The sequence below is a fragment of the Pseudomonas sp. RIT623 genome (genome assembly GCF_004519305.1).
GTDB lineage: Bacteria > Pseudomonadota > Gammaproteobacteria > Pseudomonadales > Pseudomonadaceae > Aquipseudomonas.
The window spans coordinates 100925-124172 of the sequence record NZ_SOZA01000012.1 but is presented as its reverse complement, the minus strand read 5'-3'; the positions used below and the strand labels follow the sequence as shown (position 1 = coordinate 124172).

Sequence of the window (23248 nt, the reverse complement as noted above, 5' to 3'; positions counted from 1 at the left end):
AGGGTCTCGTGAAAATCAATGGGAGGCCGTGGCCAGCTCGGCGTCGCCACCGCGCTGGCCGAAGGTGATCAGGGTGACGATCAGCGCCAGCACCGCTAGTGCCGCGGCGGCCAGGGGCACGCGGGTCAGGCCGAAGCCATGAGCGATGACGCTGCCGCCAACCCAGGCGCCCAGGGCGTTGCCCAGGTTGAAGGCGCCGATGTTGAGGGTGGAGACCAGGTTAGGCGCGGCCTTGCCATAGGTCACCACGTTCACCTGCAACGCCGGCACGGCGGCGAAGGCGGCGGTGGCCCAGAGGAACAGGGTGATCTCGGCCGGCACCAGGGCGACGCTGGTCCAGCTCAGGGCGGTGGACACCATGGCCATGGTGGCGAACACGCCCATCAGCGTGGCGCCCAGGCGGCGGTCGGCGAGCTTGCCGCCGAGGATGTTGCCCAGGGTCAGGCCCAGGCCGATCAGCAGCAGGGTCCAGGTCACGCCACGCGGTGAAACGCCGGTGACATCGCCCAGCAGCGGCGCGACATAGGTGAACAGGGCGAACATCGAGGCGGCGAACAGCACGGTCATGCTCAGCGACAGCCAGATACCGATGCCTTTGAGCGCGGCCAGCTCGGCGCGCATGTCGACGCTGTGCTCCTCGCGCTGACGCGGCAGGTAGCGGATCAGGCCGAGCAGCGCGACCACGCCGATGGCGGTCACCGCCCAGAAGGTCGAGCGCCAGCCGGCGACCTGGCCCAGGGCGGTGCCCAGCGGCACGCCGAGCACGTTGGCCAGGGTCAGGCCGGTGAACATCAGGGCCACCGCCGAGGCGCGGCGGTTGGCCGGCACCAGGCTGGCGGCCACCACCGAGCCGATGCCGAAGAACGCGCCGTGGCACAGCGCGGTGACCACCCGGGCGAACATCAGCAGGTTGTAATCGGCGGCCACCGCGCACAGCAGGTTGCCGACGATGAACACGCCCATCAGCGCAACCAGCGCGGCCTTGCGCGGCAGGCGGGCGGTGGCCAGGGCCATGAACGGCGCGCCGATGGCCACGCCCAGGGCGTAGCCGGTCACCAGCCAGCCGGCGCCGGGGATAGTCACGCCCAGGTCACCGGCGACATCGGGCAGCAGGCCCATGATGACGAACTCGGTGGTGCCGATGGCGAAGGCGCTGAGCGCCAGGATCAGAAGCGAAAGGGGCATTGCGGGTCCTTGTCAGAGCGCTTGGCTCAGCTGCGCGAGGAAGGCCTGGATGGTCTGCTCGTTGCGTTTGAAAAAGTGCCACTGGCCGATCTTCTGGCTGCTGATCAGGCCGGCGCGTTGTAGGGTCGCCAGGTGGGCGGAGACGGTCGATTGCGAAAGACCGCAGCGTCGGTCGATCTGTCCGGCGCAGACACCATGCTCGGTGCTGTGCTGCTGGTCGGGGAACTGCGTCGCAGGGTCCTTGAGCCAACTGAGGATGTCGCGCCGCACGGGGTGCGACAGGGCTTTGATGATTTCGTCGAGATCGAGTGGCATGGCTGGGCTCGGGGTATGTAACGCTATATCGCGATGGGGCGAAATATATATCGATATTTGACGATATACAAAGACCAAAGTGGCCTGAGCCGAGCATCAAACGCTATATCGGCGCCTGCCGGCGAAGCAGGGCACGGTGCTAGACTGGCGCCATGAACTACCTCGCACACCTGCACCTGGGCGGCCCCGCGCCCCAGCAATTGCTTGGCAGCCTGTATGGCGATTTCGTCAAGGGCACGCTCGAGGGGCGCTTCCCGCCCATGCTGGAAGCCGCGATCCGCTTGCATCGGCATATCGACAGCTACACCGATAGCCATCCCGTGGTGCTGGCGGCGCTGGCGCGTTTTCCGCAGGAGCGGCGGCGTTTTGCCGGCATCGTCCTGGATGTGTTCTTCGACCATTGTCTGGCGCGACACTGGAGCGACTATGCGCAGCAACCGCTGGCGCAGTTCACCGATGCTTTCTACAAGGTGCTGCTGGCCGAACCGGTGTTGCCAGGACGGCTGGCACGCATCGCACCCTTCATGGCCGAGGATGACTGGCTAGGGGCCTACGGGGATTTCGCCACGTTGGAGCAAGTGTTCGGCGGGATTGCCCGGCGCTTGTCGCGCCCTGAGGGCATGGCTGGCGTGATGCCGGAGCTGGAACGCCTGTATGAGCCGTTGCTGGGGGATTTTCGCGAGTTCTATCCGCAGTTGCAGGCGTTCGCCGCCGCGGGGAGAAAGGACTAGAGGCTGGGGGCTCTGACTGCGATCCCTTCGGCCAGCAAGCGCCTGTCACGGCCCAGGCGTGCTCTTCTGCCTCAAGCCGCCCTCACCAATCGACGCGGCTCGACCTCCTCGCATCCGAACAAAGCCAGCTGAATCGCCTGTTGTGCCTGAAATGCCAGCGCCGCGCGCTCCTTTCCCTCGCTGCCGATGGGCGGCAGCAGGTGGATGACGACTTCGCCGCGGTCCTGGCCAAACAGCCGTAGCAGGTGTGACACCAGGTCATCCTCGCCAATGAACGGCGCCAGCGGGTCCGGCTGGCCCTCGCGCAGGTACTGGATCGCCACCGGTTGCAGTGGCGTACCCCGATCGATGGCCCCGGCCAGCAGGCGACCATGGAAGGTACGCAAGGCACGGCCGTCGGTGGTGGTGCCTTCAGGGAAGATCAGCAGCGGCCGTTGTTCGCGCAACTGGTCGCTGATCTGCTCGCGCAGGCGCTGGGCGTCGCCACCGCCACGGCGGATGAACAGGGTGCCGGCCTTTTCGGCCAACCAGCCAGCCACTGGCCATTGGCGCACCTCGGCCTTGGACAGGAACGACAGCGGGGTGAGCATGCCCAACAGGGGAATATCGGTCCATGACACATGGTTGCAGACCCACAGCATCGGCTGTCGTGGCAGGCCGCCCTGGATCTGGATGTCGAAGGGCAGGGCGGCGACCAGGCGCCCCATGAACATCCGTGTCCAGCGCTGGCGGCGTTCGAGCGAGGCGTTCAAGCCCAGGCGCTCGCCCAGGGCGATGATACTGGCCATGGCCAGCCCCAGGAGCAACACCAGGCACAACCGCAGCAGGCGGGCGCTTGCCCGCAGGCCCGGCATCAGACCGCCGCCTTGAAGTGACGGGCGTAGCGTGGGCAAAGGTCGTCGCGCTTGAGCAGGATGAACACGTCGGCGACCTGGAAGTCCTGGTCCCAGCATGGCTCGCCGCAGATCTTCGCGCCCAGGCGCATGTAGGCCTTGAGCAGCGGCGGCATCTCGGCGATGACGTTGTTCGGCAAGGCCAGGCTCGGCAGCGGGTTCTTCGGCTCGGCGCGCAGGTGCTCGGTGCACAGGTAGCGTTCGCGCAGGCGCTGCATGATCGCGTGGGCTTGCACGCCACCGTCTTGCATGGGGATGCTGGCGCAACCCATCAGGTAGCTGTAGCGGCCTTCGTTGAGCACCTCGGCCAGTTCGCCCCAGAGCACGGCGATGGTGCCGCCGTTGCGGTAGCCTGGGTCGACGCAGGTGCGACCCAGTTCGAGGATCGGCCCTTGCAGTTGCAACAGGCCATGCAGGGCGAACTCTTCTTCGCTGTAGAAGCGCCCCAGGCTGCTGGCGGCCTGGTGGTCGAGCAGGCGGGTGGTGGCGACCAACTGGCCGGTGCCCAGGTCGCGCACGCCGATGTGGCGGCAGTGGATGTCATAGTCGTCCATGTCCAGGCCGTGTTCGGCGCCCTTGAGCTTGGCCTTGAATTCGCCGCTGAACACCTTGAAGCGCAGGGCCTGTGCTTCCTGCAGGGCCGCGGCGCCGACCAGGCGTTCGGCTTGCAGACGGCGTTCAGTGCTTTTGTCGCCAGAGCGAGCGATCCGAGTCATTGCGAGTCTCCATAAGCCAGCCAAAGGGTTGCGGCCGGTCGGCTTTGTTGTGCAAAGTCAGCCTAGGTACGCGTGGTGTCACCCCCGTGAATCTTTGGTGATGCTTGCGTGACACCCCTTTCAAAAGGAGCTTGCGATGGCCTGGTTGCAACGACTCAACGACCCGCTGCGGGTGCCGCTGGCGGCGACCCTCGGTGAAACCTACGCGGCGCTGCTGGCGCGCCTGGGCACGGCGGCCCCGTTCGAATTGGCAGTGCTCGGTGGCCGGGCCATGGCCACCCCCGGCCTGGCCTTTCTGCTCGGCTACCAGGCGGCGCTGCGGGTGCTCTGGCCCAGCGCGCCGGCCAGTCTTGGCGCCTTGTGCGCGACCGAACGGCGCAGCGTGCGCCCGGCGGACATGCATACCCGCCTCGATGGGTTGCGCCTGACCGGCAGCAAGGACTTCGTCACGGCCGGCCTTGAGGCCGAGTGGTTGCTGGTGGCGGCGCGCCACGAAGAACCGGGCGAGTCGCCCCGGCTGCAACTGGCGGTGGTCTACCCGGGCGAGCCCGGCGTGATCCTGGAAGCCTTGCCGACCTTGCCGCTGATGCCCGAGGTGGGGCACGGTCGCCTGCTTTTGCAGGGCGCCGCTTGCGAACTGCTTGCCGGCGATGGCTGGGATGCCTACGTCAAGCCGTTCCGCTCCCTCGAAGACCTGTATGTGCTCGCCGCGCTGGTCGCCTGGCTGCATGGTGTCGCCCAGGAATGTGGCTGGCCGCAGGGCTTGCGCTTGCGCCTGGTGGCGCTGCTGGCCGGCTGTGCCGAGGGCAGCCGGCAATGCGCCGACAGCGTTGCCTGCCACTTGCTGCTGGGTGGCTTGTTTGCCCAGTTCCAGGGGCTGCGCGGCGAGATCGACCAGGCCCTGGCCAACGGCCCCGGGCAGTGGGCGCAGTTGTGGCAACGCGACCAGGGCGTGCTGGCCCTGGCCACTGCCGCCCGCGACCAGCGCCTGGCCAAGGCCTGGGCCGCCGCTGGATTGTCATGAAAGCCTGAGAGACTGTGGGGACCTTTGAATCCGGGCTGCCAGGCAGCCCCAGGCAGATGCGTCCCATGAAGGCACTCTGGTTTGCCCTGATCATGCTCGTCACGCCGGCCTGGGCCGAAGACTGGCCCACCGCGCAATGGCCAGTCGACCACAGCGCTCTTGACTGGCGAGCCGTCGACGCTTATGCCTTTGCCTCGCGCGGTGCCGAGCGCGGCGGCATTCGCACCGATGCCTTGCTGGTCATCCGCGATGGCCGCATCCTCCATGAACGCTACGCCGCGCCCACCCGCGCCGACACCCCGCACCTGACCTGGTCGGTGAGCAAGAGCGTGCTGGCCACGCTCCTGGGCGTGGCCCATGGCCAAGGGCGCTTCAGGCTGGACGATCCCGCCGCGCGCTATTACCCGGCCTTGCAGCGGCATCCCAACCTGAGCCTGGCCGACCTGCTGCACTGGGCCAGCGGCCTGGCCTGGCAGGAAGACTATGAATATGCGCCGTTGAAGTCCTCGGTGGTGGCCATGCTCTACACCCGGGGCCGCGATGACATGGCGGCCTTCACCGCCGCGAGGCCGGCCGACAGCCCGCCTGGCCAGCGCTTTGTCTACTCCAGCGGCGACAGCAACCTGTTGGCCGCGACCCTGCGTGGCATGCTCGATGCGCAGGACTACAGCGACTACCCCTGGCAGGCGCTGTTCACGCCGCTGGGCATCGAGAGCGCGGTCTGGGAGCGCGACGGCGCGGGCACCTATGTCGGCTCCTCGTACCTGTACCTGAGTGCCCGAGACCTGGCGCGCATCGGCCTGCTGATGCAGCGCGACGGGCGCTGGGGCGATCGGCAACTGCTGCCGGCGGACTGGGTGGCGTTCAATCGTACCTTGTTCGCGGCTGCCGAGCCTGCTCCCGGCGAGGCCAACCCCGGTGGCCATTGGTGGCTGAACCAGCCCTTGCCCGGCCAGCCGCGGCCCTGGCCGGACGCCCCAGCCGATGCATTCGCTGCCCTCGGCCACTGGGGCCAGGCGTTGTACGTGTTGCCGGCGCAGAAACTGGTGATCGTGCGCTATGCCGATGACCGCGACGCCAGCTTCAGCCACAACGAACTGCTCAAGCGCGTGCTGACCACCGTGGCCGGGGAGGGCGCATGAGGCGGTTGCTGCTGTTGCCGTTGCTGGCGTTGCTGGCCTGGGCCTGGCATGAGCGTCAGGCACTGGCGGATTTTCCTGGCATCCTCTCGGCGTACTCGGCCAAGGAGTACTGCTCGTGCCGATTCGTCATGGGCTTCGACGCAGCCTACTGCCGGGGCTATGTAAAGCAGTACCTGCCCCTTGGGCTGCTGGAGGAAGACAGCGACCGGCACCTGGTCACCGCCGCGGGCCTTGGCCGGCGCAACCAGGCCGCCTGGCAAGGCCCGCGGGAGGGCTGCCGCTTGCTGCCATGAAACCGTGGGGGTAAGGTTGACGGCTTCGATTCACAGGATTTCACATGTTCAAGCCGTCTCGCCTGTTGCCCACCCTGTTGCTTCCACTGTTCATGGCCGTGGGCCTGCCCGCCCAGGCCAACTGGCACCTGGACGGCGAATCCTCACGGCTGTCGTTCGTCACCGGCAAGAACGGCAATATCGCCGAGGTCAGCCGTTTCCTGGTGCTGCACGGCAAGGTCGACCGCAAGGGCGCGGCCGAGGTAAGCATCGAGATGGACTCGATCAGTAGCGGCATTCCGCTGCGTGACGAGCGCATGCGCGACAACCTGTTCGCCTTCGAGCAGTTCCCCGAGGCCAAGGTGCAGGCCCAGATCGACCTGCACCCGATCAACGACCTGGCCGACGGTGCCCAGCTGGAACTGCGCCTGCCGGTGAGCGTGACCCTGCATGGCCAGACCCGCAGCTACAACACCCTGCTGCTGGCCACGCGCCTGGACGAGCGGCGCTTCCAGGTGGTGACCCTGGAGCCGCTGATCCTGCGCGCGGCGGATTTCGGCTTGCTGCCGGGCCTGGAAAACCTGCGCAAGCTGGCCGGGCTCAAGTCGATCAACCCGTCGGTGCCGGTGAGCGCGGTACTGATCTTCACCGCTCGCTGACATGCCGGGGCCGGTCTTCCCCTGGCGGGATGGCAACCAGTTCGAACTGTTGATCGATGGCCCCGAATTTTTCCCGCGCATGCTCCTGGCGATCGTGCGCGCCGAGTTCCAGGTCGACCTGGAGCTGTACCTGGTCGAGGGCGGTGCCTGCGCCGAGGCGGTGGTCGAGGCCCTGGAGCAGGCGGCCCAGCGTGGCGTGCGGGTGCGCTGCCTGTTCGACGACTATGGCTCGCTGGCGTTTCCCACGGTGCTGCGCGAGCGATTGCTGGCGGCCGGTGTGTACCTGCGCTGGTACAACCGCCTGCGCTGGCGCCGAGGTTTTCGCAACCTGTACCGCGACCACCGCAAGCTGCTGCTGGTGGACGAACGCTGGGCGGTGGTCGGTGGCACCGGTGTCACCGATGAGTTCTGGACGCCCGACCAGGACACCAGCGAGTGGCATGAAGTGATGGTGCGCATGCAGGGGCCGATCGTCACCGACTGGCAATTGCTGTTCGACCGCCAGTGGCACGCCAACCAGCGTCGTACTGCCTGGCGTCCGCCGGAGGGCTTCGGCTTGCCGCGCCTGCCCCAGGTTCCGGCCCAGGGTCAGGGCATGGGCCGGGTGGCCTATGCCGACGCCCGCCAACACAAGGATATCCTGCATGCGCTGGTGCGGGCGCTGAACAGTGGCCAGCGACGCATCTGGCTGGCCACGCCATACTTTTTACCCACCTTCAGCGTGCGTCGCTCGCTACGTCGGGCCGCGCAGAAGGGCATCGACGTGCGCCTGCTGCTCACCGGCCCGCGCACCGACCATCCGGCGGTGCGCTATGCCGGGCATCGCTACTACCCGCGGCTGCTGCGCGCCGGGGTGCGGATCTTCGAGTACCAGCCGTGTTTCCTGCATCTGAAAATGGTGCTGGTGGACGACTGGGTCAGCGTCGGTTCGTGCAACTTCGACCACTGGAACCTGCGCTTCAACCTCGAGGCCAACATCGAGGCCCTCGATCCGCCGCTGACCGCCGCGGTGGCGGCCAGCTTCGAGCGCGACTTCGCCCAGAGCCTGGAAGTCGACCTGGCGCGCTGGCACGCCAGGCCGTTGTGGCGCCGGGTGCAGCAACGCCTGTGGGGTTGGCTGGACCGGCTGGTGGCCAATCTGCTCGACCGCCGCGACTAGCGACGTATATCGCCGTTACGCAAAGCAGACTATCGTGCTGGAATTGTTCCCAGACAACCGATGGAGTGGATGCGATGACGGCGAAGAAGATTCTCATGCTGGTGGGCGACTATGTGGAGGACTACGAGGTGATGGTGCCGTTCCAGGCCCTGGCCATGGTCGGCCATACCGTCCATGCCGTGTGCCCGGAGAAGATCGCCGGGCAGACGGTGCGCACGGCGATCCACGATTTCGAGGGCGAGCAGACCTACAGCGAGAAGCGCGGGCACAACTTCGCCCTGAACTACGACTTCGTCCAGGTGCGCGCCGAAAGCTACGACGCGCTGCTGATCCCTGGTGGCCGGGCACCGGAGTACCTGCGGCTAAATGACAAGGTGCTGGAGCTGATCCGGGCCTTCGACCATGCCGGCAAGCCGATTGCCGCGGTGTGCCACGGCGCGCAGTTGCTGGCGGCGGCCGGGGTGCTGGAAGGGCGCAAGTGCAGCGCCTACCCGGCCTGTGCGCCGGAGGTGCGCCTGGCCGGTGGCATTTTCATGGATATCGCGGTGGACCAGGCGCATGTCGATGGCAATCTGGTGACGGCGCCAGCCTGGCCTGCGCATCCGGCGTGGCTGGCGGCGTTTCTCAAGGTGCTGGGGACGCGTATCCAGTAGGCCTCCATCGCAGGGCACCGGTTTTGCTGAAATGGCTCAAGCTGGCCTGATCACTGTGTGAGCGGGCTTTTCGGACCGCCGCACCGCCGCGAACACCGGCGTAGCCGGTGCCCGCCATTGCAACTACGGTCACGGAGAAATACCTGTCGCGCAGGGGCAAGGGCCGGTTGCGATACCGGTGTTAGGGTTTGCGCTCAGGCCCGGCTTGGCCGGGCGCGCATCCACCGCAACCAGACGACCGCCTCCATGGAAATACGCCTGCTGCATGGCGCGGCCATCGCGCCCTACATCGAGGATCTCGCACGCTTGCGCCTGACGGCGTTGCGCGAGTTCCCCTATCTCTATGACGGTTCGCTGGAGCATGAAACGGACCACCTTGGCCGCTACGCCGACTCGGGCCGCAGCCTGGTGGTGCTGGCCGTGGACGGCGGTCAGGTGGTCGGTGCCGCAACGAGCCTGCCGCTGGTCGAGGCGATGGCCGACTTCCAGCAACCGTTCCTTGTCCAGGGGCGGGACCCGGCGTCGGTCTACTATTTTGGCGGCTCGGTACTGCTACCGGCGTATCGCGGCCAGGGTTTGGGCGTACGGTTCTTCATCGAGCGCGAGGCCTATGCCCATAAGCTGGTCGAGTTCGATGCCTGTGCGTTCTGCACCGTCGAGCGCCCGGCCAGGCATCCGCAACGGCCAGTGGACTACAAGCCGCTGCAGGGATTTTGGCGCAATCGAGGCTTCCTGCAGGAGCCGTCGCTGCGCACCACGCACGCCTGGCGGGACCTCGACGAACCGGTGCAGTCCACGAAGATCGTGTCCTTCTGGCTCAAGGCCCTGCCAGTCTGAGCCAGGCGCCGGCCTACTTGCGGGGGAAATACAGTCGTCCCGCCGCCAGCTCGTGATCTGCGGCGAGTGTTCCCAGCACATGCGGTTTCGCCCTGCTGCGTGGGGATCGATGTGCCTGCGTCATCGACCCATAGGTGTTGCATCCAAGCGGTACGTTTGACGAAGATCGCCTGGTCATAGCCATACACTGGTCGTCGCAAGGCATTGGCAATCTGCTGTGGCGCACCGCTCTTGCCGCCATGGCAGGCGAGCAGGACGATGGGGACGTCGCCGGGAAGAACGCTCAGGCGAGGCGCTATCTCACGCAGGACGATACGTACCGGATCACGGATCGTCCCAGGTGTCCGCCTGCGCTGCGCCGGACGGTGTGAATTGCCATTGCAGGGGGCCTTTCATGGCCTTGGCCAGCGCATCGCCCAGGCGATCATTGCTCAAGACCAGGCGGCGCGAGGGGTGTGTGGATGGAGGATCAGTTGCACTTCATCGTCCAGTGACTCCACCTGGAGCAGGTCGCGTTGTTCATCGCGGATGCGCTCGAGGATGGAGTGACCGTTGTGCTATGGCAGCCAGTCGATGAACAGGCGATGCCCTTCGGGGGCGTGCATCTCCTCGACCAGGTAGCGGCCACTGTCGTCCTGCTAGCGCAGGATCTCGCAGTCACCGGACTGCTTGTCCACCCGATAATCGCCATTTGCCTGCGGGGTAACCCGTAGGGTCTTGAGTTTTTGGTCGATGAATATCAACGGGGTATCGACGGCGAATGTGGAGGCGTCCTGGTCGATGGCGTACTGCTCGCCCGAGCCAAGACACAGGGACGTCAGGTCGAAGTCGGACAACCCGAAGGTCCAGCCGAGTCCGTATCCTCGGCTGACACTCGAGCCCAGCACAGAAAATGCCAGGGTAATTGACAGCGCAGGGCGTGGAATTGGTTGGCGGGGGAAGCGGCAGCGTGATCGCCAGGGTGAATTGGCCGGTGCGGTTATCCACGCCGGCCTTCAGGAAATCCAGGAAATTACCGGCCTGTGTATGAAGAGAGGACATGGGGCGTTTTCGTTTGGCAAGGGGAGCGATGCCTGGTGTCCAGGCATCGGATTGGTAAAGTCAGGCGTTGCGCTCATTCACCGTGAAAGACAGGTGCTTGCCAACCTCGGCGACCAGAAATTCGACTTCGTAGGCGTTGCCATGCTGGTCCACCACTGACCAGACACTGGGTTTCGTGTAGGCATCGTTGTAGTGCGCGTTATAGATGCGTCTGGCGTGCTGGTGAATCAGCATGTGGTTGGGGCGATCGCGATAGATCCGGCCCGAGTCCGGGGAGCGCAACTCGAACGGTTGGCCTGTCCCGTGGACGGTAACGCTGCGGTGATAGCTGTAGTCGTTGGTAAATTCGAAGGAAATAAGCGCGTGATCCCAGCCGTTTGCTTCATAAACTGGAGCGGCGGAAGGGGTAGCCAATGCCTGGCTTTCGACCATCACATCTTTCGGATCGGAGAATCCGAAGTAACTGACGGTTTCTTCGAACTCGTCATCCCAGTAATTCAGGCTGGAACGTTTGTATTTGAGCGGCGATTCGGCCTTGAGGTGGAAAAGCCCTTGGTGCGCAGGGGGCGGTGCAATGGATTCGATGATCACCGAGGATTGGAACGGCCCGGTATCGGTGACGAAGGAATGCGACTCATCCATTTGGATGGTGGCGTGTATCTGACTGAGGGTGCCGCCTGGACACTTGGAGGTCACGTAGAAGCGTCGGTGAAGGGTCTTTGGCGATGACGCCAGCAGAGGACTGGGTGCGTGTCCAGAGGCATGGTGGTAGACGAAGCGCTTATCACGCTGCTGATGGGCATGCAGGTAGGGATGATCCAGGGTTCGTGGGTTTCCCTCGTCATCGATCTGTACCAGGAGCAGGGAGTCGAGACTTTGCTGGGAAATGCTCTGCCCGGTGCCCGGTGCCCGGTTCGAGTGTGACGGTGACCTCCACCTGCTGACGGCCGTTGGCATAGACCCGACGGGAGTTGGAGGTGATGTTCAGTTCGAAGCGTCGCAACCACTGATTGGCTTTGCTGGTGTTGTTCATTGAGGAAGGTCTCGGTAGGAATGGAGGCCTTATTTGAGTCGGAGAAGGCGTTGAGCAAGCGGTACATATTGCTCGCGCAGTGGCTCCTTTCATGGTGCAGGGAGCGGCCTGTGGCCGTTGCATGGGCCACAGCGCTTTAACGGGTCTAGAGCGGGTGGTAGGTGATGTGCCTGGCAAGGCGGTATCTCGGGTTGTCGGTGAACTGCGGCTCGCTGATCAGCCGGCGCCATGGCGATGCCTTGTACGTCAGAGCATTGCTGCCTTGAGCGGTTGGAGCGATGCGCCGGTTCGATTGCAACGAGGCCAGGCTTTTTACCGCAAGTTTTCGTGAAAAGGCCCTGACCGGGCGTTGCAGTTCGTTGGCGATGGCTTGGGCGGCACCGCTTTTTCCTCCCCAGCAGGCAACCAGCACGATTTTTTCACCGTCTGGGTAACCCATCTGCGCCAACCTTGGGGAAATGATATGGCGTGCGACGCTGGCAGCCTCGTCGGCCAAACCCTGGGCGTTCATCAATTTGCCCAGCGGGCTGCCATGGGTGACCAGAGCAGGCATGCCTTCCTGGAACAGGTCGGGCACAAAGGCGACGTCTTGCGAGTTGCTGTGGCGGCCATAGAGCACGCTGGCAGGCCGCTCTTTGCCGCCGGGGCCGACTTTGAACGGTTTGAACGAGGATCTCTTGTTCGCAGTGTGGCTGGTCAGGTGCTGCAGTCTGTTCGCCATGGTGGGCAACATGCCCAGCACGGCGCTGGCAACACCCGTGCCCAGCGATATCCAACCGAGGATGCTGGCGGCTTGCTCGTGCTTGCCGCTGATGTCCAGCGCCAGGGAGGCGACCCCGGTGCCCAGGGATACTGTACCGAGCAGAGAAGAGCTGACCGCCAGTGCGCTATTGAGGGTGAAGACGCCAAGGCTGCCGGTGAACCAGCCGGCGAGGACGGGAGCCGCGGTGCCGATGCTGGCGAGGGTGGCGAGCACGCCAAAGGCTAGGCCGACCCAGTTCACCCAGCTATGGCCATCCGGGTCGATCCGGTTGACCGGGTCGCCGCCACAATAGGCATAGGCGTTGATGCCGCCTCGACCGAACGGGCTTTCGTCGTCGGGGCAGAGGAACATCATCAGTACTGGGTCGTAGGGGCGATAGCCGCCGGGGATGTGCCAGCCGGTCAGCGCTTCGCGCCGCTCACCGGTGTAGCCAAATACGCTGTCGCTCTGTGTCTGGCCGTGGGTGCCATAACGTCGGCTGCGTGTATCGTCATCGGCCTCCAGGCGCACACTGCCCTGGCCATCGCAACCGAGTAGCGTGGTGCGGCGAATGCCTTCGGCCAGCATGCTCAGGGCAAACGGTGAACCATCCTTGCCGGCGATCTCCAGGCGCGTGTCGCCCTGCTGGATATGCGTGGCCTGGCCGGCGCTGAAGAAGGTGCGTTCGAGCACGTCGTCCAGTACCCGGTCGCACAGGTGGCCGTCGGGGCGGTAGCGATAGTCGCAATATCGGCTGTCCAGCTCGACCCGGGTCAGGCGGTCCTGGTGGTCCCAGTGCATGCGTCGGCCCAGGCTGTCGGCGATGACCCGACCGCAGTCGTCGTAGCTCAGCTCGATCAGCGCCGGCCAGCTGGCGTGGCTGTGGCTGATCGACAGGACCTGGGTCGGGTCATCGGCGGCATAGCTGTACAGGCTCAAGTCTTCGCTGCCGTCGGCGAAGGTGCTGAGCACCTGGCTGTAGCCATCGAAGGCGTTGAACGTGAAATGTTGCTCGACGACGAGGTTGCCATACGGATCCTCGACCGCCGCAGTGCTGTTCGCGGTATGGCGCTCCAGCCGCCCGCGCGGGTCGTAGGCGAACGTCTCCTCGGCGGTTTGCTCGCCATCGTCCCAGGTCCGGGCAACGACCTGGTCGAGGCCGGAATAGGCCAGGGTCTGCACATAGGTCCGGGTTTCACCCGCGCCGCTGACCGTGAAGGTACAGCGCTCTTCGCGGCCCATGCGATCGTAGTCCAGTTGCCGGATCAGTTGCCGGCCACTTTCGCTGTCGCGGCTGGTGAGGACCGCCGGGCGGGAAAAGGCATCGTAGCTGAAGCAGGTTTCGACATTACCGACCTCCAGGCGCGAGAGCCGGCCCTGGGCATCGTAGTGGCGCACATGCTCGGTCCCCGCCGCATCGGTGACACCGAGCACCAGGCCGTTGAGCGAATGGCGCCAGGTGCTGTTATAGGTCTGGCCATCGATTTTCCAGGCTTCGAGCTGAGTCTGTCCGGCAGGGCTGAGGTGCCACCGCAGGCTATCCTGCGCGCTGCTGGCATGGCTCGGTGTGCCGAGGCGTGGATGGTATTCCAGCTGCTCGCCGGGCTGGTCATTGATCTCGGTGGCCAGCAGGGCATTGTCCAGTTGTGGTTCATAGAGGAATGCCAGGCGCGTACCGTCGGCCAGGGTGTTCCCGCTCGGCGGCAGTTGCCCGGCGCGATAGTGCGAATGGGTGATGCGCCCACCCGTCTCTACCGTCAGTTGGCGACCGAGTCCATCGAAGGTCTGCCGGCCGAGGGTGAGCGGCAGGGTGTCCGTGCTGTCGGCAGGGGTCAGGCTCAGGGATTCGGGATGCGCGCCGTCGCTGTGAGCCGCGAAGCTCCAGCTCAGCCGGGCACCATCGGCGAGCTGTTGCTCGATGACACGCGAATATTCGTCGTGGCGCTGTCGCGTGACGATATCGGCCATTTCCGGTTGCAGCAGGCGTTGCTCGATGACCCGGTCGAAGCCATCGCGTTGCAGGATCAGGCTGCGCACCTGCACGCCGTCGCTGTCGAGGTAGTGTTGTTCGATCGGACTGCCCGCGCTGTTGAACTGAGTTACCTGGGTTGGCCCCTTGAGCTCGCCGGCCGTTTGCCACTGCTCGCTGCGCCGTTCGATCGGGTCGTAGAGCAGGTGGGTGGTCAGGTCGTCGGCGGTGACGGTCCTTGCTGGCTGTCCCCAGTCGTCATAGGCGGTGGTCTGGGTCAGGGTCAGCGGTTCGGCTTGCTCAGGCAGCCAGTCCTGCGCGGTCTGGCTGATCTCACGGCCCTGGGCGTCATAGGTGGTCCTGGCTACTTCACGAAAGACACCGGGGGCGTGATCGAGGTCTTCACGCTCGACCCGCACTACACGCCCCGCGCCATCCAGCCAGGAGCGTTGGCGACCGCCATTGATGTCGGTCTGCTCGATCAGCAGCGGCTGGGCCTGGTCGGTGCGGACCTCGCTGGCCAAGGTGTCGTGCAGGTGATAGCGCACCGTGCGCTCACGCTCGAAGGCACTGTCCGCGGCCAGCACTGTGCGGGTGATACGGCCGAGCCCGTCGTATTCGTAGCGTGTCAGGGTGCCCGAGTCGGTCTGTTCCCAGGTGGTCAGGCCGGTCCTTAGCGACTGGGCGAAACGTTCGCTGGATCGGCTCTCGGGTGTTTGCTCGAAACCGACGGTGGTGATCTGGGTCACCAGCGTGTCGTTGTCCAGCTCATACTGGAACTGCGTGGTGGTGGCAAGACCGTTCAAGGTGTGGCGGCGTTGCTCTATTCGCCCATACCGTGGCCCGGGCTCGGTGACGTAGGTCTGTTCGGTGCAGCTCGCGACGCCCTGCTCACTGGCCAACACGATCAGTGGCGGCATGCCTTCGAGTTGCGAGGGCAATGCCAGGTAGGTGTAGTCGACCACCTGGGGCATTACCGCGCCCTGTGTGGAGGCTGGGACCAGGGTCTTGCGTTTGAGGTGGCGCACCCAGCCTCGGGGATCGGCGGGGCAACCGGGCTCGCCTGCCGCGGTATAGTACTCGCAGGTTTCGTTGAGCCCATCCGGCCGGGTAGCCAGCAACAGATTGCCGAAGTCATCGTACTGGTAGGTGCTGCGTTCGCTGCGGCTGGCGCCCTCGCGGGCATGGTCGATCCAGGTGGTGGTGACCTCGTGGGGCAGTTGGCAGTTGGCGGCTTGTTGTTCCCAGCTCAGTTGCGGGTCGAGGCCATAGCGGGTCTGGGTACGCACCTCGCACGTACCTCGGCGTGAAGTTTCCAGTGTAGGCAGGTGAAAGCGGTTCCAGGTACTGGTGAGGGTTTCCAGCGTCTGGCCCTGGGCATCGCTGCGGGTGATCTGCACTTGGTAGTGGTAGTCGCTTTGCACCTGGTAGAGGTTGTCCTGGCCGCTTTGCCACTGGAAAGCCTGATCACTGCCGAACCCCAGGAAGTTGCTGGTGCCGATCCATTGATAGGCCTGGTGCAATTCGCTTTCGGGGCCGTTGCTGGCATGGCTCCAGAGCGCCACCCGGGGCAGGAAGGGAAAAGGCGCGCCGCTGGGCAAGTGGTGCCCTTCGTGGTCCGTGGCCCAGTGGATGATGTCGCGTCCGCCCAAGGGGCTGTGCACGCTGCTGGGCAGCAGCAGTGATTGACCGGTGGGCAGGTCGATGCTGTCGTAATCGATCCGCAGGGGCATCGGGATGCCCGGCAAGTGGATCTCGGTCAGGCGTTCGTTGCTCAGGCGTAGCTGCCAGGTGGCGGCCTGCTCACTGTCGGGGTCGAGGCGCAGGTGCAGTTCATCGCCCAGCAACGCCAAGTCGAGCAGGACCCGCTGTTCGTCGCGGATCTGATGGAGCATGAACCCGCCGTTCGCGAACGGCAGCCAATCGATGAACAGCCTTCGGCCCTCGGGGGAACGCAGCTCTTCGAGCAGAAAGTGAGGGCTGTTGCCTTGTTGGCGCAGGATTTCGCTGTCGCCGGATTTGCGCTCAACTTGCAAGCTGCCGTCCGCCAACTGGGTGAGCCGCAGGGCTTTGAGCTTCTGGTCGAGAAACGCCAGTTGGCTGTCGATGGCGAAACTGGAGGTATCCAGGTCAATGGCGAACTGTTCGCCGCTGGCCAGGCTCAGGCGTGTGCCGTCCTGGTCCATGTACAGCTGTGACAGGCCCAGGCTCCAGCCTAGGCCGAAGCCGTTGTTGAGCATCGAGCCCAAGGTGCTGAACGACAGGGTGGGGGTGAGCGTGGGGCCGCACAGTTGGTTGGCCGGTGGCAGTGGCAGGGCAAGGGCCAGGGTGAACTGGCCAGTGCGGTTGTCCACGCCGGTCTTCAGGCAATCGAGAAAATTGCTTGCCTGAGAGTGCAGTGGGGTATTGATCATGGGCGGGTGTCCGAAAAAGTGTGCGCAGGCCGTGGCATTACAACTGGGTGGTGAAGCGGATGGTGTTGCCGTCGTCCTCAGGCAGGAACTTGATCAGGTGTTCGTTGCCATGCTGGTCGATCACGGCCCAGATGCTGTCGAACTGCCGGTCGAGGACCACTCTTCTGCGGATTGTCAGGCGAGCACGCAGCAAGGTCATGGTGTCGGGCTTGGCTGTCAGCGTTTGCTGGTATTTCCTGTCTAGGGACACCCAATGCGGTTGTGTACCCACATCGAAGGCATGCAGGGTGTAGATCTTGGTAATGTACTGGGGCCTGCCCACGGGTGTCGTGGAAACATGGCCATCGGTCTTGATGCTGAAATAGCCGACACCGGGGCGTTTCAGATGTCGGTTGGCCGCAATTCGGTAGTTGGGGTTGACGAAGCGCAGGTGCCACACATCCAGGTCGTAGTCGGTCTGTCTGTGTGCATCTTCCCTGTCCAGGGCAAAATGCGTTTCATCCAGGTGCACAGGCGTCACAGGCTCGAGGGTGACCGAGGACACGAACGGTGCACGGCGGGTGTCGACCCAGACCTGTTCGTCATTCTGGATGCGTGCATACAAGGTGCAGAGCGAGCCGCCTGGCAGCGTGGTGCTTACATAGAAGTGGCGACGCTTGCTGGTCGAAAACATGTCCAGCCGCCTGGCCTGTATCTGCCCGGCATGCCCATGGTATTCGAAGCGTTCGTCGCGGGTGCTGCTGGCCATGAGGCCAAGCTTGGTGGGGTCGGTGTGCTCAAGGTCGCACTCGATTCCGTCGTCATCGAGCACGAACAGCCTGAGGCTGTCGAGCGAGGCATCGCTGATGGTGTGTCCATCTCGAGCCTCCAGGGTGACACTGACGCGCACCTGCTGGCGGCCATTGGCGAAGAGACGGTTGGAGTTGGAGGTGACTTCGACCTTGAAGCGGCGCAACCATTGATTGGCCTGTTGTGTGTAGTTCATGAGTCTATCCTTTGTGGGAGATAGGGCTCATTAGAGTCAGAGGCAGGCCAGGCTCTGCGGTATATAAATCTCACTGATCATGATCAGCGAGCTGCGCGCAAAAAAAACCGCTCCCTGAGGAGCGGTATTTGCAAGGCAAGGGTTGCGGCTTACTTCACTTCCACCGCCAGGCTTTCGGCGATCTTGCCCTGCCACAGCGCTGGGCCGGTGATGTGTACCGACTCGCCTTGGCTGTCCACCGCGACGGTGACCGGCATGTCCTTGACCTCGAACTCGTAGATCGCTTCCATGCCCAGCTCGGCGAAGGCCAGGACCTTCGACTTGCGAATGGCCTGGGCCACCAGGTAGGCGGCGCCACCGACGGCCATCAGGTACACGGCCTTGTTGTCCTTGATCGCCTCGATGGCGGCAGGGCCACGCTCGGACTTGCCGATCATGCCCAGCAGGCCGGTCTGCTCGAGGATCTGGCGGGTGAACTTGTCCATGCGGGTGGCGGTGGTCGGGCCGGCTGGGCCTACCACTTCGTCACCGACCGGGTCGACCGGGCCGACGTAGTAGATGAAGCGGCCCTTGAGGTCGACCGGCAGCTCTTCGCCACGGTTGAGCATCTCGACCATGCGCTTGTGCGCGGCATCGCGGCCGGTGAGCATCTTGCCGTTGAGCAGGATGGTCTCGCCAGGCTTCCAGCTGGCGACTTCTTCCGGGGTGATGGCGTCCAGGTTTACACGACGCGCGCTTGGACCAGCTTCCCAGACGATTTCCGGGTAGGCGTCCAGCGACGGCGCCTCCAGTTCGGCCGGGCCGGAGCCGTCGAGCACGAAGTGGGCGTGGCGGGTGGCGGCGCAGTTAGGGATCATGCACACCGGCAGCGAGGCGGCGTGGGTCGGGTAGTCCATGATCTTGACGTCGAGCACGGTGGTCAGGCCGCCCAGGCCCTGGGCACCGATGCCCAACTGGTTGACCTTGTCGAACAGCTCCAGGCGGATCTCTTCGATGCGGTTCTGCGGGCCGCGGGCCTTGAGCTCATGGATGTCGATGGATTCCATCAACACTTCCTTGGCCATCACCGCGGCTTTCTCGGCAGTACCGCCGATGCCGATACCGAGCATGCCAGGCGGGCACCAGCCAGCGCCCATGGTCGGCACGGTCTTGAGCACCCAGTCGACGATCGAGTCGGACGGGTTGAGCATGGCCATCTTCGACTTGTTCTCCGAGCCGCCGCCCTTGGCGGCGACGTCGACCTCGACCTTGTCGCCGGGGACGATGGAGTAGTGGATGACGGCCGGGGTGTTGTCCTTGGTGTTCTTGCGGGCACCGGCCGGGTCGGCCAGGATCGAGGCGCGCAGGACGTTCTCAGGCAGGTTGTAGGCGCGGCGCACACCTTCGTTGATCATGTCGTCGACGCTCAGGGTGGCGCCATCCCAGCGGACATCCATGCCGACGCGCACGAATACGGTGACGATACCGGTGTCCTGGCAGATCGGGCGGTGGCCGGTGGCGCACATGCGCGAGTTGATCAGGATCTGGGCGATGGAGTCGCGCGCGGCAGGCGACTCTTCACGCAGGTAGGCCTCGTGCATCGCCTGGATGAAGTCGACGGGGTGGTAGTACGAAATGAATTGCAGGGCGTCGGCGACGCTCTGAATCAGGTCGTCTTGCTTGATCACGGTCATGCAGCGCGCTCCTCTTAAAGACGGGAACATTCGAAAAGGCATTCCGACAGTGCACACCTGTATGTCAGGAACGCCTGGCAAGGCGCCGGCTGGTCGGGCCGGCACAAAAAGGCGCGGCAGTATACCGTGCTGCGCGGCGGGAAACACCTGCGGGTGGTCTGGACCATGGTCGGCTGCCGCGCGGGCATCCTTTTTGCTGCCAATGCGCGCTTGGCATACAGTGACCCGAAGAACGATGGAGACAGACCGACCATGCCCGAACTTTGCGTGGGCGAGCGCCGCTGGGTGGTGCCGTCTGGCAGCAACCTGCTCGATGCCTTGAACGAGGCCGGGCTCGCTGTGCCCTACAGCTGCCGCGCGGGCAGCTGCCATGCCTGCCTGGTGCATTGCCTGGCCGGGCAGCCGGTGGATGCCTTGCCCGAAGCCCTGGCGCTGGACCAGCACGCCCAGGGCTGGCGCCTGGCCTGCCAGTGCCGGGTAGTCGAGGACCTGCGTGTGGCGGTGTTCGACCCGCACCGCGACGGCGTGCCGGCGCGGGTGTGCGCGGTGGACTGGTTTGGCGATGTGCTGCGTTTGCGGCTGAAACCGCAGCACACGCTGCGCTATCAGGCGGGGCAGCATGTGGTGCTGTGGCTGGGCACGGTGGCCCGCCCATACTCGCTGGCCAGCCTGCCGGGGGAGGATGATTTTCTCGAGTTTCATATCGACTGCCAGCGGCCGGGCGCATTCTGCGACCTTGCGCGTGGCTTGCAGGTTGGCGATGGGATACGCCTTGGCGAACTGCGCGGCGGCGCCTTGCATTATGAACTGGACTGGCAGGATCGGCCATTGTGGCTGCTGGCGGCGGGTACCGGGCTGGCACCGTTGTGGGGCATCTTGCGCGAGGCGTTGCGCCAGGGGCATCGGGGGGAGATCAGGGTGGTGCATGTGGCGCGCGATGGCGCTGGGCATTATCTGGACGGGCCGTTGCTTGAAATGGCGGGGGTGAATGTCGAGCTGGTCTTGGCCGATCGGATGGATGAGGCGCTGGCGGGGTTGCGGCCGTCATCGCGGCAGACGGTGGCGCTGGTGTGCGGCGGCGCGGGGAGTGTCGAGCGGTTTGCCCGGCGGTTGTTCATTGCCGGGGTGCCGCGGGGGCAGGTGTTTGCCGATGTGTTCGTCGAGCATGCCTGAGTGAGCTGGGAGGGCTTTGCCCTCCTTTCGCGACACAAGGCCGCTCCTACAGGAAAATGCGATCGCCTGTAGGAGCGGCCTGGTGTCGCGATAGGGCCGCAAAGCGGCCCCAACGGGAGCAGGATCAGCCGACCAGCGGATCACCTACGTGCAGGATCTTCATGCCGTTGGTGCCACCGATGGTGTGGTAGCTGTCGCCCTTGGTCAGGATCACCCAGTCACCTTGCTCTACCAGGCCGCGCTTGAGCAGCTCGTCGACGGCCGCCTGGCTGACCTTGTCGGCCGGCAGCGAGGCCGGATCGAAGGCGATCGGGTAGACGCCGCGGAACATGTTGGCACGGGCCTGGGTGGCGCGGTGCGGCGACAGGGCGAAGATCGGCACGTGCGAACGCAGGCGCGACATGATCAGCGGGGTGTAGCCGCTTTCGGTAAGGGCGATGATCGCCTTCACGCCGGGGAAGTGGTTGGCCGTGTACATGGCCGCCAGGGCGATGGACTCGTCGCAGCGCTCGAAGGTGGTATGCAGGCGGTGGCTGGACTTCTGGCTGGTCGGGTGCTTTTCGGCGCCCGAGCAGATACGGGCCATGGCCTGTACCGCTTCGATCGGGTAGGCGCCGGCGGCGCTTTCGGCCGACAGCATCACCGCATCGGTGTTGTCCAGCACGGCGTTGGCCACGTCGGACACTTCGGCGCGGGTCGGCATCGGGTTCTGGATCATCGACTCCATCATCTGGGTCGCCACGATCACCGCCTTGTTGTTGCGGCGGGCGTGCTGGATGATCTTCTTCTGGATGGCGATCAGCTCGGCGTCGCCGATTTCCACGCCCAGGTCGCCACGGGCGACCATGACGGCGTCGGAGGCGAGGATCAACTGGTCGAGGGTCTCGTCGTCGGCCACCGCCTCGGCGCGTTCGATCTTGGCCACCAGCCAGGCGCTGCCGCCGGCTTCGTCACGCAGCTTGCGGGCGTATTCCATGTCGCTGGCGTCCCGCGGGAACGACACCGCCAGGTAGTCCAGGTCCATTTCCGCAGCCAGCTTGATGTCGGCCTTGTCTTTTTCGGTCAGGGCCGGTGCGGTCAGGCCGCCACCTTTGCGGTTGATGCCTTTGTGGTCCGACAACGGGCCGCCGATCATCACCACGCAGTGCAGGGCGTCTGCGGTGGCGGTTTCGACGCGCATGACCACGCGGCCATCGTCGAGCAGCAGTTCGTCACCGACGCCGCAGTCCTTGACCAGGTCGGGGTAGTCGATGCCGACGATGTCCTGGTTGCCTTCGGTCAGTGGGTGGGCGGTGGAGAAGGTGAATTTGTCACCGACTTTCAGTTCGATGCGCTTGTTGGCGAACTTGGCGATGCGGATCTTCGGACCCTGCAGGTCGCCCAGCAGCGCGACGTGGCGGCCGTTCTTGGCGGCAATCTCGCGGATCAGGCGGGCGCGGGCCTTGTGCTCGTCCGGGGTGCCGTGGGAAAAGTTCAGGCGTGCCACGTCCAGGCCGGCGAGGATCAGCTGTTCGATCACTTCCGGCGAGTTGCTGGCGGGGCCAAGGGTGGCGACGATTTTGGTACGGCGGATGGTCATGCACAGACTCCTATAGTGAAGCGCAGCAGCAGGCTACTCCTCAATTGCGTTGTAGTCATTGTTCCGTTGCACTACCGGCATGCAAGGCAGGGTGGCATTTGAGCGGCAGGGGTATGCTTGCAAAAGGCGGTGAAGATTTGCCGGCAAAGGCCGATACACTGCCCATCAAAGGAGAATTCCCATGCGCACCCTGATCGTTTTGACCATGGCGGCCAGTGTCGTCGGCTGCACCCGCTGGTCCATGGACCACCACCTGAACAACGCCTACCGCGCCTACGACCGCGGCGATTGCGCACGGGTGATGCTGGAGCTGTCGCAGGTCGACCGCACCAGCCGTGCGCGGCCGTTCATCCACCCGGAGGCCTCGCTGCTACGTGGCCAGTGCCTGGAGCGGCAGAAACTGTACGTCGACGCGGCCCAGACCTACCAGTACCTGATCCAGCAATACCCACGCAACGAGTACGCCTACCGTGCCCAGGCCCGTCTGCAGACCCTGGAGAAGCTCGGTCACCTGCGTGACGGCGGCACGGCGGTGGCCAAGCCGGTCAGCGCTACACCTTGGCGTTAATCCGAAGGTGTCGATGATTTCATGTAGTCGGCGGGTCGGGCTGGGCTAAGCTGTTAAAACGTTGTAACGATTATCGCCAGTACCTTGTCTTCCTGGCTCCAGGTACAGGATTTCACTGCGATCATGTTTATCGAGCGACATATAGAACGTCACCAGTTGCCTTGCGTACTCAAGGTCTACAACCGCTGCACCGATCAACAGATCGGCTATCTGGGCAATGCCTCCGAGGACGGCCTGATGCTGATCAGCCAACTGCCGGTGCTGGTGGGGCCGGACTTCGAACTGCAACTGCGGGTGCCCCTGGCCGGTGGCGGCGCGCAGTTCATCAACCTGACCGCCAGTTGCCTGTGGTGCCGTGAAGACGAGACCCCTGGGCATTACGATGCAGGCTTCATGCTGCTGCAGGCCCCCACTGAATACGACGAATTCGTTCGCTCGTTGCGTGGCTATTTCAGCTTCCGTCCGCTGAACGCCTCCGCCTGAGG

General features: G+C 64.7%; 22 protein-coding genes. 11 read left to right on the top strand and 11 right to left on the bottom strand.

Annotated elements, in window-relative coordinates; genetic code table 11:
- Nucleotides 1-15: 15 nt before the first annotated feature.
- Nucleotides 16-1185 (bottom strand): MFS transporter, encoded by a 1170-nt coding sequence (locus E3U47_RS11280; protein ID WP_134691524.1) that lies wholly within the window; start codon nucleotides 1183-1185, stop codon nucleotides 16-18.
- 12 nt (nucleotides 1186-1197) lie between these two features.
- On the bottom strand, nucleotides 1198-1500 hold the full coding sequence (locus E3U47_RS11275; RefSeq protein WP_134691523.1) for a helix-turn-helix transcriptional regulator: 303 nt from the start codon (nucleotides 1498-1500) through the stop codon (nucleotides 1198-1200).
- 152 nt (nucleotides 1501-1652) lie between these two features.
- Here E3U47_RS11275 and E3U47_RS11270 point away from each other — a divergent pair, with 152 nt between their 5' ends.
- Nucleotides 1653-2231, top strand: a complete 579-nt coding sequence (locus tag E3U47_RS11270; RefSeq protein ID WP_134691522.1) for an ACP phosphodiesterase — start codon at nucleotides 1653-1655, stop codon at nucleotides 2229-2231.
- A 71-nt stretch (nucleotides 2232-2302) separates the two neighbouring features.
- Here the strand turns inward: E3U47_RS11270 and E3U47_RS11265 are convergent, their stop codons facing one another.
- Together E3U47_RS11265 and olsB are read right to left on the bottom strand one after the other, a co-directional pair.
- A complete protein-coding gene (locus E3U47_RS11265) occupies nucleotides 2303-3085 on the bottom strand; it encodes a lysophospholipid acyltransferase family protein (protein ID WP_134691521.1) in 783 nt (260 codons plus the stop codon).
- Nucleotides 3085-3840, bottom strand: coding sequence for an L-ornithine N(alpha)-acyltransferase (gene olsB / locus E3U47_RS11260; RefSeq protein ID WP_134691520.1), 756 nt, complete (start codon nucleotides 3838-3840; stop codon nucleotides 3085-3087). Before olsB ends, E3U47_RS11265 begins: the two co-directional genes overlap by 1 nt.
- A gap of 136 nt (nucleotides 3841-3976) precedes the next feature.
- Between olsB and E3U47_RS11255 the strand changes: the two genes are divergently transcribed.
- The 7 genes from E3U47_RS11255 (at nucleotide 3977) to E3U47_RS11225 (ending at nucleotide 9586) form a co-directional block, all read left to right on the top strand.
- The gene (locus E3U47_RS11255; RefSeq protein WP_134691519.1) at nucleotides 3977-4864 is read left to right on the top strand and encodes an acyl-CoA dehydrogenase; all 888 of its coding nucleotides are present in this window, start codon (nucleotides 3977-3979) and stop codon (nucleotides 4862-4864) included.
- Nucleotides 4865-4929: 65 nt separating this feature from the next.
- Nucleotides 4930-6006, top strand: coding sequence for a serine hydrolase (locus E3U47_RS11250; RefSeq protein WP_134691518.1), 1077 nt, complete (start codon nucleotides 4930-4932; stop codon nucleotides 6004-6006).
- The gene (locus E3U47_RS11245) at nucleotides 6003-6299 is read left to right on the top strand and encodes an amidase (RefSeq protein WP_134691517.1); all 297 of its coding nucleotides are present in this window, start codon (nucleotides 6003-6005) and stop codon (nucleotides 6297-6299) included. The genes E3U47_RS11250 and E3U47_RS11245 overlap by 4 nt, the downstream gene beginning before the upstream one ends.
- A 44-nt stretch (nucleotides 6300-6343) precedes the next feature.
- Nucleotides 6344-6937: a YceI family protein gene (locus E3U47_RS11240; RefSeq protein WP_134691516.1), complete on the top strand. Its 594-nt coding sequence runs from the start codon at nucleotides 6344-6346 to the stop codon at nucleotides 6935-6937.
- Nucleotide 6938: 1 nt separating this feature from the next.
- Entirely contained in the window at nucleotides 6939-8096 is a 1158-nt protein-coding gene (locus tag E3U47_RS11235; protein ID WP_134691515.1) for a phosphatidylserine/phosphatidylglycerophosphate/cardiolipin synthase family protein, read from the top strand.
- Nucleotides 8097-8170: 74 nt separating this feature from the next.
- Nucleotides 8171-8749 carry a DJ-1/PfpI family protein gene (locus E3U47_RS11230; protein WP_134691514.1) on the top strand — a complete coding sequence of 193 codons (579 nt, stop codon included), beginning with the start codon at nucleotides 8171-8173 and terminating at the stop codon, nucleotides 8747-8749.
- 246 nt (nucleotides 8750-8995) lie between these two features.
- Nucleotides 8996-9586: a GNAT family N-acetyltransferase gene (locus E3U47_RS11225; protein WP_134691513.1), complete on the top strand. Its 591-nt coding sequence runs from the start codon at nucleotides 8996-8998 to the stop codon at nucleotides 9584-9586.
- 638 nt (nucleotides 9587-10224) lie between these two features.
- On the opposite strand, the gene E3U47_RS11220 is transcribed toward E3U47_RS11225, so the two are convergent.
- The 6 genes from E3U47_RS11220 to E3U47_RS11195 all read right to left on the bottom strand — a co-directional run bounded on the left by E3U47_RS11220 (nucleotide 10225) and on the right by E3U47_RS11195 (nucleotide 19443).
- Complete coding sequence (locus E3U47_RS11220) at nucleotides 10225-10422, bottom strand: hypothetical protein (protein ID WP_134691512.1); 198 nt, start codon at nucleotides 10420-10422, stop codon at nucleotides 10225-10227.
- A gap of 265 nt (nucleotides 10423-10687) precedes the next feature.
- Nucleotides 10688-11269 carry a hypothetical protein gene (locus tag E3U47_RS11215; protein ID WP_134691511.1) on the bottom strand — a complete coding sequence of 194 codons (582 nt, stop codon included), beginning with the start codon at nucleotides 11267-11269 and terminating at the stop codon, nucleotides 10688-10690.
- A 199-nt stretch (nucleotides 11270-11468) separates the two neighbouring features.
- Complete coding sequence (locus E3U47_RS11210; protein ID WP_134691510.1) at nucleotides 11469-11660, bottom strand: hypothetical protein; 192 nt, start codon at nucleotides 11658-11660, stop codon at nucleotides 11469-11471.
- A gap of 145 nt (nucleotides 11661-11805) precedes the next feature.
- Nucleotides 11806-16785, bottom strand: coding sequence for an RHS repeat domain-containing protein (locus E3U47_RS11205; RefSeq protein ID WP_134691509.1), 4980 nt, complete (start codon nucleotides 16783-16785; stop codon nucleotides 11806-11808).
- 37 nt (nucleotides 16786-16822) lie between these two features.
- Nucleotides 16823-17770, bottom strand: a complete 948-nt coding sequence (locus E3U47_RS11200) for a hypothetical protein (protein ID WP_134691508.1) — start codon at nucleotides 17768-17770, stop codon at nucleotides 16823-16825.
- Between the two features lie 149 nt (nucleotides 17771-17919).
- Nucleotides 17920-19443, bottom strand: coding sequence for a fumarate hydratase (locus tag E3U47_RS11195; RefSeq protein ID WP_134691507.1), 1524 nt, complete (start codon nucleotides 19441-19443; stop codon nucleotides 17920-17922).
- 252 nt (nucleotides 19444-19695) lie between these two features.
- On the opposite strand from E3U47_RS11195, the gene E3U47_RS11190 reads away from it, so the two are divergent.
- On the top strand, nucleotides 19696-20616 hold the full coding sequence (locus tag E3U47_RS11190) for an iron-sulfur-binding ferredoxin reductase (protein ID WP_134691506.1): 921 nt from the start codon (nucleotides 19696-19698) through the stop codon (nucleotides 20614-20616).
- Nucleotides 20617-20740: 124 nt separating this feature from the next.
- Here the strand turns inward: E3U47_RS11190 and pyk are convergent, their stop codons facing one another.
- On the bottom strand, nucleotides 20741-22195 hold the full coding sequence (gene pyk, locus E3U47_RS11185; RefSeq protein ID WP_134691505.1) for a pyruvate kinase: 1455 nt from the start codon (nucleotides 22193-22195) through the stop codon (nucleotides 20741-20743).
- A gap of 181 nt (nucleotides 22196-22376) precedes the next feature.
- On the opposite strand from pyk, the gene E3U47_RS11180 reads away from it, so the two are divergent.
- On the top strand, nucleotides 22377-22763 hold the full coding sequence (locus E3U47_RS11180; RefSeq protein WP_134691504.1) for a tetratricopeptide repeat protein: 387 nt from the start codon (nucleotides 22377-22379) through the stop codon (nucleotides 22761-22763).
- Between the two features lie 123 nt (nucleotides 22764-22886).
- A complete protein-coding gene (locus E3U47_RS11175) occupies nucleotides 22887-23246 on the top strand; it encodes a PilZ domain-containing protein (protein ID WP_134691503.1) in 360 nt (119 codons plus the stop codon).
- Nucleotides 23247-23248: the final 2 nt, after the last annotated feature.